This is a genomic window from Clostridia bacterium (genome assembly GCA_024685775.1).
Lineage (GTDB): Bacteria > Bacillota > Clostridia > Christensenellales > CAG-1252 > CAG-1252.
The window spans coordinates 1-16096 of record JAIKVL010000029.1 but is presented as its reverse complement, the minus strand read 5'-3'; the positions used below and the strand labels follow the sequence as shown (position 1 = coordinate 16096).

Below are 16096 nucleotides of genomic sequence, written 5' to 3'. Positions count from 1 at the left end.
TTTCCTCCTATCGCTCCGCTCCCTTCCGCAGACCCATCGACCGAAGCTCTCCGATCGAAAAGACTTTGAAAAGAGCGACCGACGCAAAATACACGATCGATCCGACCGCCGCCGATACCGCGAGAGAAAGAATCGCGCTCTTCAAAAGCAAGACGGGCGCAAGGATCGCCAGTATCATTATAGCACCCGAAGCGGTCAGCGAGGCAAGGGTTTTCAGCGCGTTTTTCGCCCTGCCCGTGTACGCGACCCATTTCAGGACGTTCAAAAGCGTCGCGATCGCGTAGGAGATCAAAGTCGAAAGCGCGATCCCGATCGCTCCGATCCGCGGGACGAGGGCGAGAAGCAAAAGGACGCGCGCAAGCATCGCGATCGCCAAACTTTCCGCCGCGACGTCCGCTTTATCCACGGCTTGCAGGAGCGAAGCGTAGATCTGCGTCAACGATAAAAAGAGGACGATCCCGCCGCCGATCGAGAGCAGCGCAGAAGCGACCGCCGCCTGCTCGTCCGTAAAGACGGGATACAGGAGCGTAACGATCTGCGGCGCAAGCACGGTCAAAGCAAGCGCGAAAGGCAAGCTGACCGCGATCGTCAATTTGACCGTAAGCGAGCTTTTTTCTTTCAGGGAAAGCATATCTCTCGTCGCCTTCGCCCGCGACAAAAGCGGGATCACGGCGATCGCGAGCGAAAGAACGAGGACGACAGGGAAATTGACGATCGAGCCCATCGCGCCCGAATAGATCCCGTAGTAGGAGATCGCCTGCGCGCGGAAAAGCCCGTAGCGCATCAAAAGACGGACGATCAAAAGCCCGTCCGCAAATGCGGCGAAAGGGAGAATAAGCCCGTTCAGCCGAAGCGGAAGCCCTTCTTTCAGAACGGATCGCAAAGGGACTCGCTCGATCGCCCCGCCGCCCCGCTTTTTCAGATAGGTCAAAGCCAATGCGAGCGTCGCCGCCGCTTCGGAGATCGTGACGCCGCCGAGCGCCGCCGCGGCGGCAGTCGCGACCCCGCGTCCTCGAAAGAGAAGCGCGAGCGAGATCCCCGCCCCGAGTTTTACGACCTGTTCGATGACGATGGATAAAGCGGTCGGCAAAAGATTCAGGTTCCCGCCGAACCAACCCTTCAAAGAAGAGAGAATCGCGACAAGGACGACCGCGGGAGCGATCACGCGATACCCGAGCCCGCCTTCGGGCGCGCCTTGGAAAGAAGCGATCGCCTCGCCGAACGCAAAGAGGATCGCCGCCGCAAGGGCTGCGGAAAGGACGCTTTCCGCCGTCGCTTTCCGAAAATAGCCTCTCGCTTTCCCGTTTTCTTCCATCGCGTTCAAAGAAGAAACGCCGCGCGAGATCAAAGTAGAAGTAAAAGCGGACGTAAAGGCGATCGAAAGCGCGTAAATGCTGAAAACGAGTTGATACAACCCGACGCCTTCCGCGCCGATGACGTTGGTCAGCGGAATGCGATATAAGGCGCCGATCACCTTCGCAAGCAAGCTGACGGCAGTCAAGATTCCCGCCCGCTTCGCGTAGCTTTTATCGATTGATCTGGCTTTCAAAAAAACTTGCTCCCGTCGCCGCCAATTGCTCATCCGCTTTGACGGGCGGATCGAAAGACTGCAAAACGAACGTCCCAAACAGGTCGCCCGCGGCGAGAATAGGCTGAACGATCTGCGCGCGGACGCCTTCCACGCCGAGCGGCAAAAGGTTCTCCCCCTCCAAGACCGACTTTCGGCGCGATTCCGAAATCTTCGTAAGCCCTTCGGGGACGGGTTCGCCTTCCGCGATCGCGCCCCTTCCGGAAGACGCGATAACCTTATCCGCGTCCGCGATGACGACGCTTTTCCCCGTCACCTTTTTGATCGCGTCCGCAAGGGATCGCGCGAAATTTTCCATCGAGGCGAGTTCGCTGTACTTTTTCAGGACGACCTCTTGATCGGTCGTATAGATTTCGAGCTCTTCGCCCTCTCTCATCTTCATGCTTTTCCGAATCTCTTTGGGGATGACGACCCTGCCGAGTTCATCGATTCTTCTGAGTATTCCCGTTGCTTTCATACTACCTCCGCAGGGTAGTATGTAAAAAAAAGGAAAAATATTCAAAACCCACCCGTACCGCCGTGAGAAACGAAAAATCGCTCTTCCCTTTCGGAGAGAGCGATTTCGGTTAATTATTTCGAACCGTTGTTACGCGGCTTTTTCGTGATCTTCTTATAAAGGAAAATATCTCTTGCTTCCTCGACGATCCAACTGTTCGGTTTTATGTAATCCGCCGAGCCGTATCGAAACGCGATCGATTTATTCTTCTTTTTCATCGCGAAGACGATGATCAGGGAAACGATCAGCGCGAAGATCAAGCCGATCACGATTCCTCCCGCCGACCGATCCGACGCAAAGAACCCGATCACGCCGAAGAGCGCGCCGAGGACGACGAAAGAGAGAACGAGCCACAGCGCGAAAAGGAAAGGCGAAGTCGGAAGGTCTCCGACGAATTTCCCCGTTTGTCCGTTCATCCCGAAGGTAAACTTTTTATCGCGCCAAGTCGCGTTCAGAACGTGCATCGGGAAAAGCGCGTAATCGTGATTGGTGTTCGACAGTTTAACGTTGCAGCTTTCCGTCCTGACGTTGTCAAAGTTCCTCGTCGTGGAGCGGAAGGCGGTAACGGTGGTTTCCTTCATGCGTTGCACCGCCCTCTCGGAATTATCTTCCGCGCTGACGTCGAACTTATCCGACAGATATCCCGCGAGATAGGTGGTCTTAAAATCGTCCGCACCCGAGAAATCGTAGGGCTCCACCGATTCGGAAAGATTATTCGGAATGGAAGAAGACGCGTCCACCGGCAAATGCTCGAATCCGATCTTTCCCGCGCGGATCAAAGAATAGTAGCTGACTTCTTTATAATCGTAGGACTCCGTGGACCAAGTGCGCTCTCTCGTTCCCGAGAATTTGAGTCTCGCGTCGACGTCCGCGTCGTACAGCCAAAAAGGAACGTAAAGCGATTGGATCTCGTTCAGTTTGCTTTCGGATTTGAAGACGCGCGGAAGGAGCGGCTTATGCTTCAAGTGTTCGGATAAAGCGGCGACCGCGGCGGCTTTATCCTTCTTGAACGGAATAATATATCTCGGCTTGTAACCTTGGGTCAATCTGCCTTGGATCACGACGGGATTGCAGCAATACGGGCAAATCGTCGCAGAAGTGTTTTCCCCCGCGATGATCTCACCGCCGCAGGATTCGCATAAAAAGACGTTCAGTCCTTCGAGGTCTTCCGCGGATAATTCGGATTCGGATCCGGTATGGAGATCGGTTTCGTCCTTGAAATCTTTTTCGAGTTCTTCGTCGTACGATTTCAAATCGTCCACGGAAAATTCGCTGTCGCAATAAGGACACTTGACGTTTTGCGACGCGGCGTCGAAACGGAGCGAACCGCCGCAGCAAGGACAGGTCAAATTTTTAACTTCGGGCATAATCTACCTCAAACTCATTTGATATCGTCGCCGTCGAAGGGATCGCCGCATTCGGGGCAGAACTTCGGGGGATGCTTCGGGTCTTCGGGCTCCCATCCGCATTTATCGCAGCGATAGAGCGGCTCGCCCGCGGGCTTTTTCGCTCCGCACTCCGCGCAGAACTTTCCTTTGTTGATCGCGCCGCAGGAGCATTTCCAGCCCTCTTCGGGTTTCTTCGCGCCGCATTCGACGCAGAATTTTCCCGTGCAAATCGCGCCGCAAGAGCATTTCCAGCTTCCGGCGGGCGCCGTTGCGGCTTTCGGAGCTTCCTGCGCGCGCATTTTATTCTGCTCGGCAGCCATTCCGAAAAGCGCGTTCGCGTTCATTCCGCCGGCGGATTGCGCCATACCCATCCCCATAAAGCCCATCATCGCGCCGTTGCGGTTTGCGGCTGCGGCGCGCATCGCGTCGCCTTGCGCTCCGACGAGAGAAGCCGCCGCCATCGACGGGTCGCGATAAATGGATTGACGCTGCGCTTCCTTGATAAGATCCTCGTCCTCTTTCGGCAAAGTCACGCTTCCGAGCGCGATGGACACGATTTCGAGACCTCTGAGATCGCGCCACTTTTCGGAAAGAGCCTCGTTCATCGCCTGTTCGAGTTCGGCGACGTGCGCGGGGATCTGGTTCGGGCGCATTTCCATCGCGGAAAGCTTTCCGAAACCGGGTTGCAGCGCGCTGATGAATTCCTCTTTGAGTTGCGCGTCGATCTCGCTTCTCGTGTAATTATCCGTCACGTTTCCGCAGACGTTTTTATAGAACAAAAGAGGGTTGGTGATCTTATAGGAGAAGACGCCCGAGCAGCGGACGGAGACGTCGATATCGAGGCGGATATTGTGATCCACGACGCGGAAAGGAACGGGATTCCTCGTCCCGAATTTATTATCGATCAACTCTTTCAAATTGATATAGTAGACGCGTTGATCTTTGCCGGTGTCGCCGCCGTAACCGATACGCCTTCCGATGGTTTTGAAGATGCCGACGATGCCCTTTCCGAGTCCGCCGTAAAAAATGCTGGGTTCGGACGATTTGTCATAGGTGTATTGACCGGGCTCCGCGCAGAGCTCGACGACCGCGCCTTGCTCCACGATGATCATGCATTGTCCGTCCGCGACGGCGATGCCGGAACCGTTCGAAATGACGTTCTCGCTTCCCTTATAGTTGCTGGAACGCTTTCTGTTGATCTTATTTACGCCTTTGCAAACGAGGACGTCTCTGTCCATCGATTCGCAATAGAAAAATTCTTTCCATTGGTCGGCAAACGCGCCGGAAGTTGCCCCTGCTATCGCTTTAATCAGTCCCACGGTATTCTCCTTTTGTGTCTCGCCGCAAAAGCGCGCACACGATTGAAATTTTTTCGAGCCGAAAAACCGACTCGTTACAGACTTGTAATATTATATTACAACCCCGCTCAAATGTCAATAAAACTCGAATAAAGGAAAAACGGTCTCACCCTAAGAAGGCGAAACCGTTTTTTTGTTTTTAGTACGTCTTAATGACCGTGCAGGGGACGCTACCCGAAAGGATCTCTCGGATCCCGTACTGCGAGGATGCGATAATGACTTTCGTTCCGTTATAGAGAGGCTCCTTGATGTATTCGAGTTTGGCTTTCGCGCCGTTCGCGCCCTTGCGGCTCGCGCCTTCGCAAAGCGTTTGATAATATTCGACGTTTTTGATAAGCTCTTCGATATCTTTTCCGCCGATCAAGGGAACGAGGGTGGATTTATCTTTGCTGTCCGTATAGATCCCCTCGGTCGAAGTCAGGATCAAAAGGGTCTCCGCTTTCATCAAGCAAGCGATCTGACTCGCCGTCTCGTCGTTATCCACGCATTGGACGACGTGCGCCGATTTGAGCTTCAAATTACGGATTTCGAGGTTGCGCGTCTCTTCGCAGCTGACCGCGTCGTTATAGTTGATGATGGGGATCGCGCCCTGCTCTTTCGCGCGGAGAAGCATCGCGCGAAGATGCTCGCGCTTTTCGGGATCGTTGAAATGCTGATGCTCGACGAGGATCTGACGAACGCTGAACTTCGGATCGATGAATTGGCGATAGGTGTTCATAAGGACGGTTTGCCCTTGCGCGCTGTAATCGGTCTTAACGTCCTCGTCGTCTCCGTCGATCTCCCTGCCGTTTCTTTGGATATAGTCCAGCCTGCCGACTTCCACCGCGCCGCTCGTGACCCAAATATCGCCCGGTCTGAGATCCTGCGAAATGCGCGCGACGGCGTCGTAACTCAGCGCGTTTCTCTTTTTATCGATGAGCGCCATCGAACCGACTTTTCCAACAAGTTCACAATCGAATTTCATTTTTTCTCCTTCGTCTCGAAAAAAAAGCCCGAAGCCTTTCTTATCCTATTCTTATTATATCTTTCGCGCGAAAAAAAAGCAAACGTAAAAACGAAACGAAAAAAATCGCCGTTTTTCCGCAAATTCGGGCAAACAATGATCGCGCCAACGAACCTAACGCACATTCACCCGAGAATTCGGAGAAGGGCGCAGATGCGAGGCTCGACAAAGAATCGCGCAGGCGTGTACTCCTTGTACATAACTGCGCGATTCGAAATCAGCAAACGAAGCAGATGCGCCTTTTGAGACACTTTCCCATTTGCGGATAGTAACGATTATTTGGATAGTACCGCTTCTATATCCGCATCAATGCAAATAGATCTCTCCTTGATTTGGTCAGGGCATATCGCCTCGCCGTAGTTAATGCAAATATAGGTTGCGTTTTTGTTTGCATAGGTCATACGCCAAAACGGGTATTTGATAATCACGGGCGTATTGCCACCGACGCCGAGTTCGAGAAAAACGATCTTCTTGTCGGCGCATTTCCCGACAAACTCCGCATAACGGTGACTTGCTTCGTGCCAACCTTCATCTTCGACAAAGGTATCATCCGAGCGGAGATTCATTGTTACCGCACCGTTTGTTATCGGACAGCGCGGTATCAGTTCGGTAGGGATGCGCATTGAGATTCTTTTGTCTTCCGGCACGGTAAACACGCCGTTTTCGTCACGGACAAAGCCTTGCGCCGCCATCGCTTTCATCGTCCATTCTTCGTTGTCAAACGTCTTTTTTATTCTTGGATTCGTACTTTGGAACAACCCATAATCGCCCTGCGTATAAAACAAACGATTCTTGTCGAATCCCGCTCGTTGGAATTGATGATCGACGTTGGTCGTTAAAACGAAATACTCCTTGTTTTGGACAAGGGAATACAATTTGCTATAAACGGGTTTCGGCGCGTCGATATATCTATTGAAATAGATATGCCTTGCCCACCACGCCCAACGAGTTTCTTCATCGGAAAAGGGATAAAACCCGCCCGAATATATATCGGTTATGCCGTATTTTTCAGCAAAGTCGAAGAAATACCGCTCAAATCGTTCTCCGCTATACGTCAATCCTGCGGAGGTGGATAGTCCCGCGCCTGCGCCGATCAATACAGCGTCCGCTCCGTTTATGGCTACCTTTATCTTTTCAATCTCTTGCGAGTAGTCTTTGATATACGTCATAATCCTGTCCTCTGAACACGTTGAATACCACTTTACGAAGATTCTTGTTTTTCTCCGACAAATAAGTCTTGACTTCTCGTATCGCTATGGACGTCGCTTCCTCTATCGGATACCCAAAGATACCTGTGGACAAACAGCAAAAGACGAGGGAAGTCAATTCCATCTCGTCCGCTTTTTTCAGACACGCACGGTAGCAGGCAGCAAGGTCGATCTCGTCTTGTTTCTTCCCCGAATAAATCGGACCGACCGTGTGAAAAATGTATTCGGACGGCAAATTATATCCTTTCGTCACTTTGCAATCGCCGTTAGGCTCGTCATGACCTTGTTCTTTCATTGTCGCCATCATATCCCGTCTGACTTGCAAACCGGCAAAAGAATGAATGGCATTGTCGATACAATGATGTCCCGGCACGAAACAGCCGAGCATTTTATTGTTGCAAGCATTGACGATAGCATCCGCTTTCAGAAGAGTAATATCACCTTTCCAAAGAGAGATACCATCCGGAAAATCGGCGACGTTCGTAATATCTTTACGAGATAGTATCTCTTGCAGTACGGCATCCTGTTTTTGATAAAACTCCTCGGACAACGCATAGGGCATCGTGATATTTTGAAGCGCGCGGAAAAGCGCCTCGTCCGGCATATCGGGCAAAGCGTCGATCCCGTTATATTTTTTCAGATATTCGATGCACCACTTTGTGCCGACCATTTTCTTATCCGCCTTATAATTCGTTGTTGTCGATCGAACGAATGACCTTACAGGGATTCCCCGCCGCAAACGAATTTGCCGGAATAGATCTCGTTACGACCGAGCCCGCCCCTATTACCGAGCCCGCGCCGATCGTTACTCCGCCGCATATCGTAACGTTTGAAGCGATCCAACAATTATCCTCTATCGTGATCGGCTTTCCGTATTCCTTGTCGGTCATTATCCCTTTGTCATTCATAAATATATTCCGCTCTTGATACTTCATAGGATGAAGCGGCGCAACTATGCTGACGCCCGTTCCCATAAAAACGTTCTTTCCTATCGTAACGGGACAGACGTCTAAGACGGTCAGATTGAAATTCGCATAGGTGTTTTCCCCTATGGAAGTAAAACAGCCGTAGTCAAAATAGATCGGTCCCTGCAAATAGACGTTCTTTCCCCGCACAATACCCATTTCTTTCAACAAGGATTCTCTAATCTCCTCGTCTTCTTCCGTGGTTTGACTATATTTCAAACAAAGACCGTGGCACTTCTTTCGTAGCGCAAGCAATTCTTCGTCGCTCGGGTCGTACAGTTCTCCTGATAGCATTTTCGTTTTTTCGCTCATTTCACCGATTCCTTTATCACTCATTTTCTTTTATCTTTTCAGGCGCGGCGTAGAAGTTATACTTCAATGCTTTGATCTCGGTCAAACGATAGGTCACAAACCGTCCGTCGCCCGCTTTATAGAGTTGTTTCGGTCCCGTGGGATCATCGAGTACCGCTTGTTGTACTTCCGCGCGGTTATCTTCCACGGCAACGGCGGATACGCGAAGCCACGTCCCGCCGTCATACATTCCGCAAAGTTCGATTTTTGGATTTGCTGATATCTGTTTATATATCTCCTTATGATTTCCGCAACAAATATAGGCGTTTCCGTCGAACTCCGCGACCGAAGAGAATGGGCGAACTCTCGGTTGATCGCCCTCAACGGTGGCGATATAAAACACTCCGACCTTTTTCAGTTCTTCTACGACTTTGTTCATCTTTTCACCTCATTGCAAGTTCATTTCTTTTTTGATGTCTTTATACACGTCGCCGACCGATATTTTCTTCATTTCCGATTCCATTGAATCCTGAATAGCGGCAAGGCGCTCGTCCATTGTCTTATGAATGTTCTTTCCAACGGGGCAATTCATATTCGGGTTCTCGTGGAAATGGAACAGTCCGTTTTCCTCCACGCAATCGAGCGCTTTGTAAATATCGTAAAAAGAGATTTCTTCTATCGGTTTAGCAAGGCAGATGCCCGTTTTCCCTTGACTGATTTTGATAAATCCGGCGTCTTTTAATTCGCTCATGATCGTGCGAATAAGAACGGGATTGGCACCGACGCTTCCCGCAAGGAATCCACTTGTCACGTTATAGTCGTTTTTGAAATATTCCAAAGCGGCGATGATATGTACGCCAATGGTAAACTTACTCGTTATTTGCATAATAACACCTCCGTCATAAATAGTATATCACAAAAAGACGAAGATGTCACCTGGCTTATTACAAGTTTTAGAACTTCCCGTTCAGGTTCGCCCATTTTTCTTTCGGCATTGTTTCTTCCATAACGTCCCAATGCTCGGCAATGAAACCGTTTTCCACTCTGAAAAGATCATAGTAAACGGTGGGTTTGCCTCCGAACGTGCCTTCGCTCATACCAAGCGCATAGTTGCCGCAAGCAAGAACTTTGAACGTGCGGTTATAGATCATTTGAATGCCCGCTTTCGCCATCTCGCCGAGTGCTGCGCCTAAACCGGACAATCCGTCTGCAATGGCGATATTGTGTTGAATATACTTGTCCCCATCAAAATAAGAAGTGAGTTTATCGGGGTTCTCACCACGAAGCACATCACCGATGAAGCCCGAAACAATGGCTCTCGTTTTCTCGGTATTTCCGTTGGGAATAATAGCCGTATCGCCGTCGATTTGGGTGTGTCCGCTCGGATTTGCCGGTGCTTTGGACGTTGCATTATCCCAATGCTCTGCGATCAAACCGTTTTCAAAACGGAACACGTCGAAATTGATTTGTTCGCCCGCGCCCGCAAAGTTATATACGACCTGTAGCACTACATACTCGCCATCTGCAAACTCTCGCACTACGTTGACCGTAGTTTTCACGGGTGCTTGTTGCAATCCTGCGACTGCGGCGATAAAAGCGTCTCTTCCGTCCGCAAACGCCAAGTTGTGTTGCGTGTACTTTTCGGCAAGCATACTGTCCGCCAATTTGAGATCTCCCGAATTGAAAGTTCCGATAAGAGCCTTTGCTTTTTCAATGTTTGTCATTTTTCTATTCCTCCGACATGATAATTATTTGCAATTTCCGATTGCACTTGTATTGTATGGCATTACAAGTGCACTTGTCAAGAGTTTTATTACAAGTTTTAAAAAATTTATTATTTCCCGCAAAATTCACGTGTTACAAACAAAAAGGACTCGGATATTCTCCAAATCCTAATTTGTTGACCGCTCGAAAGTGCAATTATCATCGAATTTTAATTTTTCATAAAATCCCTATCGGTAGTCGCCTTTATATGCGTTCGCGGGCTATGCGCGCGGAGAAAGGTAGTAGATGCGAGGCTCATCAAGCCGACGCGTGCGAGCGTACTCCTTGTACGTGACGCGCGGCGGCGCAGATAGTTAACGAAGCAGATGCGCCTTTATCCGCGCGCATCAGTCGTCGCCCGCGCCTAAATATTCCAACGCCGACGCCGCAGGCACGGGCTTCGAATCGCCGTATCTCGTAAAGAACATAAACACGAACGCCGCGACGACGCAAATCGCGGAATAAAGAAACAAGTACTGATCCTCGAAATAATCCATAACGAGACCCGAAATAAAGGGGGTGATCGCCTGCGCGCTCATCGTGGAGATATAGTAATATCCCGTATATTTTCCGACGCTGGAAGAAGAGGAAAGCTCCAAGACCATCGGGAAGGTATTGACGTTCGTTATGATCAAGCCGAAGCCTGCGATCAGATAGAAGATCGCGAAGAGATATTTCGCCATATGATCGGGCTTGACGAAGAGGAAGACGAGGACAAAGGAGACGATCGCGAGGGAGAACCCGAGCAGGACGCTCTTCCTTCTTCCGATCTTGACCGCGAGGATCCCGACCGGGATAAACGCGATCGCCGAAACCGCCATCGACGCGCCGGAGATCACGGACGCGATCGCAGCGGACTGATTCAAGACCTTCGTGCAATAAACCGAAAGGTTCGAAGAGATCGCGTTATAACCCATGAACCACATAAAGGTGGAAGCGAGGATAAAGAAGAAACTGCGGCGATAAGCTCTTTCGTGCTTTTTCTTCTCAGCCGCGATCGCCTCGGCGGAAAGCGCCGCGGGAGCGGATTCGCCGCCCTCTTCCGCTTTTTCCGATTGGTGATGCGGAATCTCGGTCGCTTCGTCGTCATTACTGATGCCGTGCGCTTCGCATTCTTTTTTGCAATCTTCGACGTACTTATTCTCGTCCACCAAGAACAGGAACGCGACGAGCAGCGCGACCATCGTCGCCGCGCAGATCGCGAAGATCTGAATGAAACTGTTCTCGGATATGATGAAACCGACGGTGTAGATGACGAAGGCAAACGCGCCGCCGATCCCGCCCATCAGGTTGATCATCGCGTTCGCTTGGGAGCGGAGCGGCTTGGGCGTAACGTCGGGCATCAAAGCGACCGCGGGCGAACGGAAAGACGCCATCGCGACGAGGACGAGGAAGAGGATCGCGAGATAGATGCCGATGCGTTCTGGGTGTTTTTTCGTGATCTTGGAATTGACTTCCTCACTCGCGAAGACCGCGATTCCGGGCTCGACGAATTTCTCGTATTCTTCGTTTTGCGCCTTAAACGCGTCGTATTCCTCTTTGGTGATCTCCGTGCGGCCGAGCGTATAAGCGTAGTCGCCCGTCGCGACCGAACCGCTTTCCGAAGTTATGACGTAGGCGTAATACTTATTATTTTTCTTTTCGATCTCGGTTTTGCCCTTTTTCGCGATTTCGAGATACTTTTCGAGGGTGTTTTTATCGTTGAGTTTCAAGTAGTCGTGATCGGAATACGCGTAGCCGACGCCGGATTTGGCTTCGGCGGAATACATCATCGTATAAAACGCCTCGCCGGACTCGTAGGTCTCGCCCGAGGAGGAGCGGTAGGAGAAATTCTCGGAAGCGACTTCTTCGATGCGGTAGATCTCCGAGCGAAGCGCGTTCGCGTCTTTGAGCTGACGGCTCGCCGAGATCGGGACGAAGATCATAATGACGACGGAGAGGATGGTCCCGATAAAGACGAACGGCGTCCTTTTCCCCCTCTTCGTATTGATATTGTCCGACCATTTTCCGAAGATCGGAAGCAAGAACAGCGAGAGGATGTTATCGATCCCCATAACGACGCCGCGCAAGCTGTTGGATAGACCGAAAGCCCTTTCGAGAAGGAGCGGGATCACGAAATCGTACGCCGTCCAAAACAGCATAATGATCGCGAACGCAAGTCCGACTTTGATCGTGCGTTTGTAATTCAATTTCATAGCTTACTCCTTTGCGGAAAGCCCGCTTTCGAGTTGATTCAGATATTCGTCCGTTTCAAGTAACGCGCCGCCTACGCGGACGTACTGCTCGTACTTCCAAAGGTCTTCGACGTGCGCCGTAAAACCGATCTTTTCCGCGAGGAAAGAAAGAAAAGCGTCCGCGCGCAAAGTGGTGTTCCCAGCGGCGAGGCAGACGTTGACGCTGTCGGGATAGACCCGAATCCCGTTGACGAGGGGCGCGACCTCTTTGATCTTGGTCTCTCCCTTTTTCGTAACGGGCATTTCGATCGAAGGCAGATTTACGAAGGATTCGATCTCCTTCTTTTTATCGAGATGGTTTTCGGCTTTGACCGAATAATCCGCCGCCACGACCCGAGCCGCGAGCTTGGGATCGACGGGAGGCGCGAACGCGCGAATCGCGTCTACCCCTTCGGGCGCGACCGCATTGTACTTTTCCAAAAATTCTTCGGCGGAAGAGACGTTCGCGCGGACGGTCAAATACTCCGCGGAACTATTCATTCCGAGCGGCAGCGGCGTCCCGAGATTGATCAGCATATGCGGGTTGAACCCTTCCGAAAATTCGATTTCGAGCCCCGCTCTCCGAAAGGCGCGCGTAAAGTGTCGCAACAGATCGATATGCGACACGTAAACCATATTCCCACGCTTAAAATGTTTCAAAACGACGATCATCTCGCTACCTCGTCACAAGGGGCGAAACTCATCGCGCCGCACCCTTGACAGCCCTTATCGCATCCTTTGGTCGTCTCGGCGCGATAGGCTTTTTCCCGCTCTCGCAAAAGATATTTCCGCGTTACGCCGATGTCGATGAATTCCCAAGGCAAAGGCTTGTCCAAGGGCTGCGCGCCGAGATACCTCTCTTTATCGATTTTGAGCTCCGCCATCGCTTCTTCCCAAATTTCGTAATGGAAATGCTCCGTCCAGCTGTCGAACATCGCGCCTTTTTTATAGGCAAGCTCGATGAGATCCGCGAGATCGCGGTCGCCGCGCGCGAAGATCGCTTCGAGTTCGCTCGTTTCGCGGTCGTGATAATGGAAAGACGCGCCTTTGATCTTTCGAAGTTCGTCCTTAACGAGGAACTGCCTGCGGCGCATTTCGGGAATATCGATCTGCGCTTCCCATTGGAAAGGCGTCCCGGGTTTCGGGATAAAGACCGAGCAACTGACCGAAATATTGATCGCGCCCCGATGATTTTCGTAATAGATCGAGCGGATCAAGCGAACGAGATCCGCGATCCCCAAAAGGTCTTCGTCCGTCTCGGTCGGAAGCCCGAGCATAAAATAGAGTTTGACGCTGTTATACCCTTGATCGAACGCGGCGGAAAGCCCGCTTCGAATATCGTCTTCCGTAACGTTCTTATTGATGACGTTGCGAAGGCGTTGCGTCCCCGCTTCGGGCGCGAAAGTCAACGAGCTTTTTCGACTGCTCTCCGCATATTCCTTTTTGAAGGAATCGAGGCGAAGGGACGGAAGCGCGAGATTGACCCTCGCCTTCGCGGCGATCGGCTTGATCTCGGAAAGCAATTCTTCGAGATAGGGATAATCCCCCGTCGAAAGCGAGCCGAGACTGATCTCGTCGTATCCCGTTTCCTTGATCAGATCAAGGAGCAGTTTTTTCGCCGTCTCTTTTTTACGATAGCGGATCGGGCGATAATAGTATCCCGCTTGACAGAAGCGGCAACCGTTTTGACAGCCGCGATACAATTCGAGCATCGCGCGGTCGTGGACGACTTCCAAAGTCGGCATCAATTGCGCGGTCGGATAAAAGCAGGAATCGAAATCGCGGACGACGGCTTTTTTCACCGTCTTCCGATGCTCCGGCGTGTTGAGAGAGGGAACGTAGACCCCTTCGATATCTTCCGCAAGCGCCAAAAACTCCGCTTTCGTCTTTTTCTCCTTTTTGCATTTTTTATAGAGTTCGGTCAGCGACACGATGGTTTCTTCTCCCTCGCCCACCATAAACAGATCGAAGAAATCGGCGATCGGTTCGGGGTTGATCGCGGAAGGTCCGCCGCCGCAGATCACGGGGAAATCGTCCGAGCGATCTTTCGCGCGGAAGGGGATCCCCGCCGCTTCCATAACGTACAGAATTCCGGTATAGAGCATCTCGTACTGGACGGAAAAACCGATCATATCGAAATCCTTTAAGGGAGTCTTCGTTTCAAGGCTCATCAAAGGCAATCCGTTCTCTTTTAAGAGCGCGCGGAAATCAAGCGCGGGCGCAAACGCGCGCTCGCAAACCGTTCCTTCTTGCCGATTCAAAACGTGATACAGGATTTTCAGCCCGAGATTGGACATCCCGACTTCATATAAGTCGGGCATACAAATGCAAAAACGCACGTCGCAGGGCTTATTCATATCGGGCGTATTGACTTCGCCGCCGCTGTAACGCGCAGGTTTTTCCGCTTTCAGTAATATTTCTTTGAGATTCATTTGTGTCCTCGCATTACGATTATATCATAGGAATAAAAAAATAACAAGACGTAATCTCAACGCGCGCGGGAAAGAAAACGGCGCTTTTCCCGTTTGACTTACGTTTTATACCGTCGATCGGCGGTTCGTTTCAAGAAATCACGTCGCGGCGGCTTTCTCTCTCCTTTTTAAGGACGTTCTTGACCGAAAGCTCGCGCGGATAGCGAAGAACCAACCTCGCGATCTCTTCGCCTCGGATCTTCGCGATTTTCTTTCCGCCGTCCGTGACGGTCACCGAGCGAAACGCGCCCTCTTCGTCCGCCCGAACGACCGAGAAAAGAGGCGCGTCTTTTTCGACTTTCAAGGGGCGGCGCACGGAAAAGGAAAGAAAGTAAACGAGCATAAAAAGCGCAAAGGTAAAATGCGTGGGATTTTTCACTTTTTCGAAGAAAAACAGCGCGAAAAACGCAAACGCGAGAAAAAGCGGCGTCACGGACGTTACGCGCCTCACCCATTTTACGGGAAACCATTCGCGGAGCAATCTTCCGCCGTCCAAGGGATAGGCGGGAAGAAGATTGACGAGAGCGACGGAAACGTTCGCGCGGACGAAGCCTTTCAAAAATCCGTACGATTCGGGGAAAAGCCATGCGATCGCAAGAGAAACGCACGCCGCGACGACGCTTCCGAAAGGACCCGCCAGCAAGATCGCCGACGTCTTGCCGCTCTCCCCTTCGATCCGAAGCGACGCGCCGTACGGCATCAAGGTGATCAAAAGATCTCTTTCGCCCGAAATCACGGCGATCAAAAGGTGGGAAAATTCGTGCGCCAAAACCGCAAGAAACGCCACGAGATAAGAAAGCACCCCGCCGAAAAGAGTGTACGCGAATATAAATGCGATAAACGACGGGTGAACGCGAACTTTCAAAAGGAAACCGAAAACGCGTCGATCGAAATAAAATCGCCGAACAGCCCTTTGAAAAGGACAGTGGAAACGAGATATACCGCCGCGCCGAACAGCAAAAGACCGCAAACGAACGCGCCGACCTTTTCCCCTTTCCGAACGATGATATTTTTCCCCTCGTACCCCTCGCCGCGAATGACCTTCATAGAAAAGGATATGCCGCACCGACTCCCCAAAAGAACCGCAACATTATCTATCGAGCGAGAAGAACCGCGCAAGTGCGAGGCTCGACAAGGGGGCGGCGATTGAGCGTACTTCTCGTACGAGATTTCGCCGACCCGCAGGCAGTAAACGAAGCAATTGCGCCGTTATGCTCGCTCGATTCTGCTTCGGGTGCCGCGCACCCGAAACGCCCTTGCCGACAGCTTGATCTCGTAAGTCCCCACGCTGTCCACCCGAATCTCCGCGACGACGGACTGCGGATTCACTTCGAAGAACCCGTCCAAGACC

At 51.5% G+C, this 16096-nt stretch carries 16 protein-coding genes; all 16 read right to left on the bottom strand.

The features are described from left to right. Positions 1-7 precede the first annotated feature (7 nt). Positions 8-1549 (bottom strand): oligosaccharide flippase family protein, encoded by a 1542-nt coding sequence (locus K5753_05305; GenBank protein ID MCR4726617.1) that lies wholly within the window; start codon positions 1547-1549, stop codon positions 8-10. After that, complete coding sequence (locus K5753_05300; GenBank protein ID MCR4726616.1) at positions 1527-2045, bottom strand: AbrB/MazE/SpoVT family DNA-binding domain-containing protein; 519 nt, start codon at positions 2043-2045, stop codon at positions 1527-1529. Before K5753_05300 ends, K5753_05305 begins: the two co-directional genes overlap by 23 nt. Positions 2046-2158: 113 nt before the next feature. Continuing rightward, positions 2159-3451, bottom strand: a complete 1293-nt coding sequence (locus K5753_05295; GenBank protein ID MCR4726615.1) for an ABC transporter permease — start codon at positions 3449-3451, stop codon at positions 2159-2161. Between the two features lie 14 nt (positions 3452-3465). After that, positions 3466-4791 (bottom strand): SPFH domain-containing protein, encoded by a 1326-nt coding sequence (locus tag K5753_05290; protein ID MCR4726614.1) that lies wholly within the window; start codon positions 4789-4791, stop codon positions 3466-3468. Positions 4792-4969: 178 nt separating this feature from the next. Then, positions 4970-5794 carry a uridylate kinase gene (locus tag K5753_05285; protein MCR4726613.1) on the bottom strand — a complete coding sequence of 275 codons (825 nt, stop codon included), beginning with the start codon at positions 5792-5794 and terminating at the stop codon, positions 4970-4972. Between the two features lie 314 nt (positions 5795-6108). Further along, the gene (locus tag K5753_05280) at positions 6109-7002 is read right to left on the bottom strand and encodes a hypothetical protein (protein MCR4726612.1); all 894 of its coding nucleotides are present in this window, start codon (positions 7000-7002) and stop codon (positions 6109-6111) included. After that, on the bottom strand, positions 6968-7711 hold the full coding sequence (locus K5753_05275; protein MCR4726611.1) for a protein-ADP-ribose hydrolase: 744 nt from the start codon (positions 7709-7711) through the stop codon (positions 6968-6970). The genes K5753_05280 and K5753_05275 overlap by 35 nt, the downstream gene beginning before the upstream one ends. Positions 7712-7724: 13 nt before the next feature. After that, positions 7725-8318 (bottom strand): sugar O-acetyltransferase, encoded by a 594-nt coding sequence (locus tag K5753_05270; GenBank protein MCR4726610.1) that lies wholly within the window; start codon positions 8316-8318, stop codon positions 7725-7727. A gap of 16 nt (positions 8319-8334) precedes the next feature. Next, positions 8335-8736 (bottom strand): pyridoxamine 5'-phosphate oxidase family protein, encoded by a 402-nt coding sequence (locus K5753_05265; protein ID MCR4726609.1) that lies wholly within the window; start codon positions 8734-8736, stop codon positions 8335-8337. 9 nt (positions 8737-8745) lie between these two features. Then, positions 8746-9183 (bottom strand): Rrf2 family transcriptional regulator, encoded by a 438-nt coding sequence (locus tag K5753_05260; GenBank protein ID MCR4726608.1) that lies wholly within the window; start codon positions 9181-9183, stop codon positions 8746-8748. Between the two features lie 67 nt (positions 9184-9250). Beyond that, complete coding sequence (locus tag K5753_05255; GenBank protein ID MCR4726607.1) at positions 9251-10021, bottom strand: nuclear transport factor 2 family protein; 771 nt, start codon at positions 10019-10021, stop codon at positions 9251-9253. A gap of 387 nt (positions 10022-10408) precedes the next feature. Next, the gene (locus K5753_05250; protein ID MCR4726606.1) at positions 10409-12256 is read right to left on the bottom strand and encodes an MFS transporter; all 1848 of its coding nucleotides are present in this window, start codon (positions 12254-12256) and stop codon (positions 10409-10411) included. Positions 12257-12259: 3 nt separating this feature from the next. Continuing rightward, a complete protein-coding gene (locus tag K5753_05245; protein MCR4726605.1) occupies positions 12260-12946 on the bottom strand; it encodes a TIGR03936 family radical SAM-associated protein in 687 nt (228 codons plus the stop codon). Then, on the bottom strand, positions 12943-14706 hold the full coding sequence (locus K5753_05240) for a TIGR03960 family B12-binding radical SAM protein (protein MCR4726604.1): 1764 nt from the start codon (positions 14704-14706) through the stop codon (positions 12943-12945). The genes K5753_05245 and K5753_05240 overlap by 4 nt, the downstream gene beginning before the upstream one ends. A 130-nt stretch (positions 14707-14836) precedes the next feature. After that, on the bottom strand, positions 14837-15610 hold the full coding sequence (locus K5753_05235) for a M50 family metallopeptidase (protein MCR4726603.1): 774 nt from the start codon (positions 15608-15610) through the stop codon (positions 14837-14839). Then, positions 15607-15792: a hypothetical protein gene (locus K5753_05230; protein ID MCR4726602.1), complete on the bottom strand. Its 186-nt coding sequence runs from the start codon at positions 15790-15792 to the stop codon at positions 15607-15609. The genes K5753_05235 and K5753_05230 overlap by 4 nt, the downstream gene beginning before the upstream one ends. Positions 15793-16096: the final 304 nt, after the last annotated feature.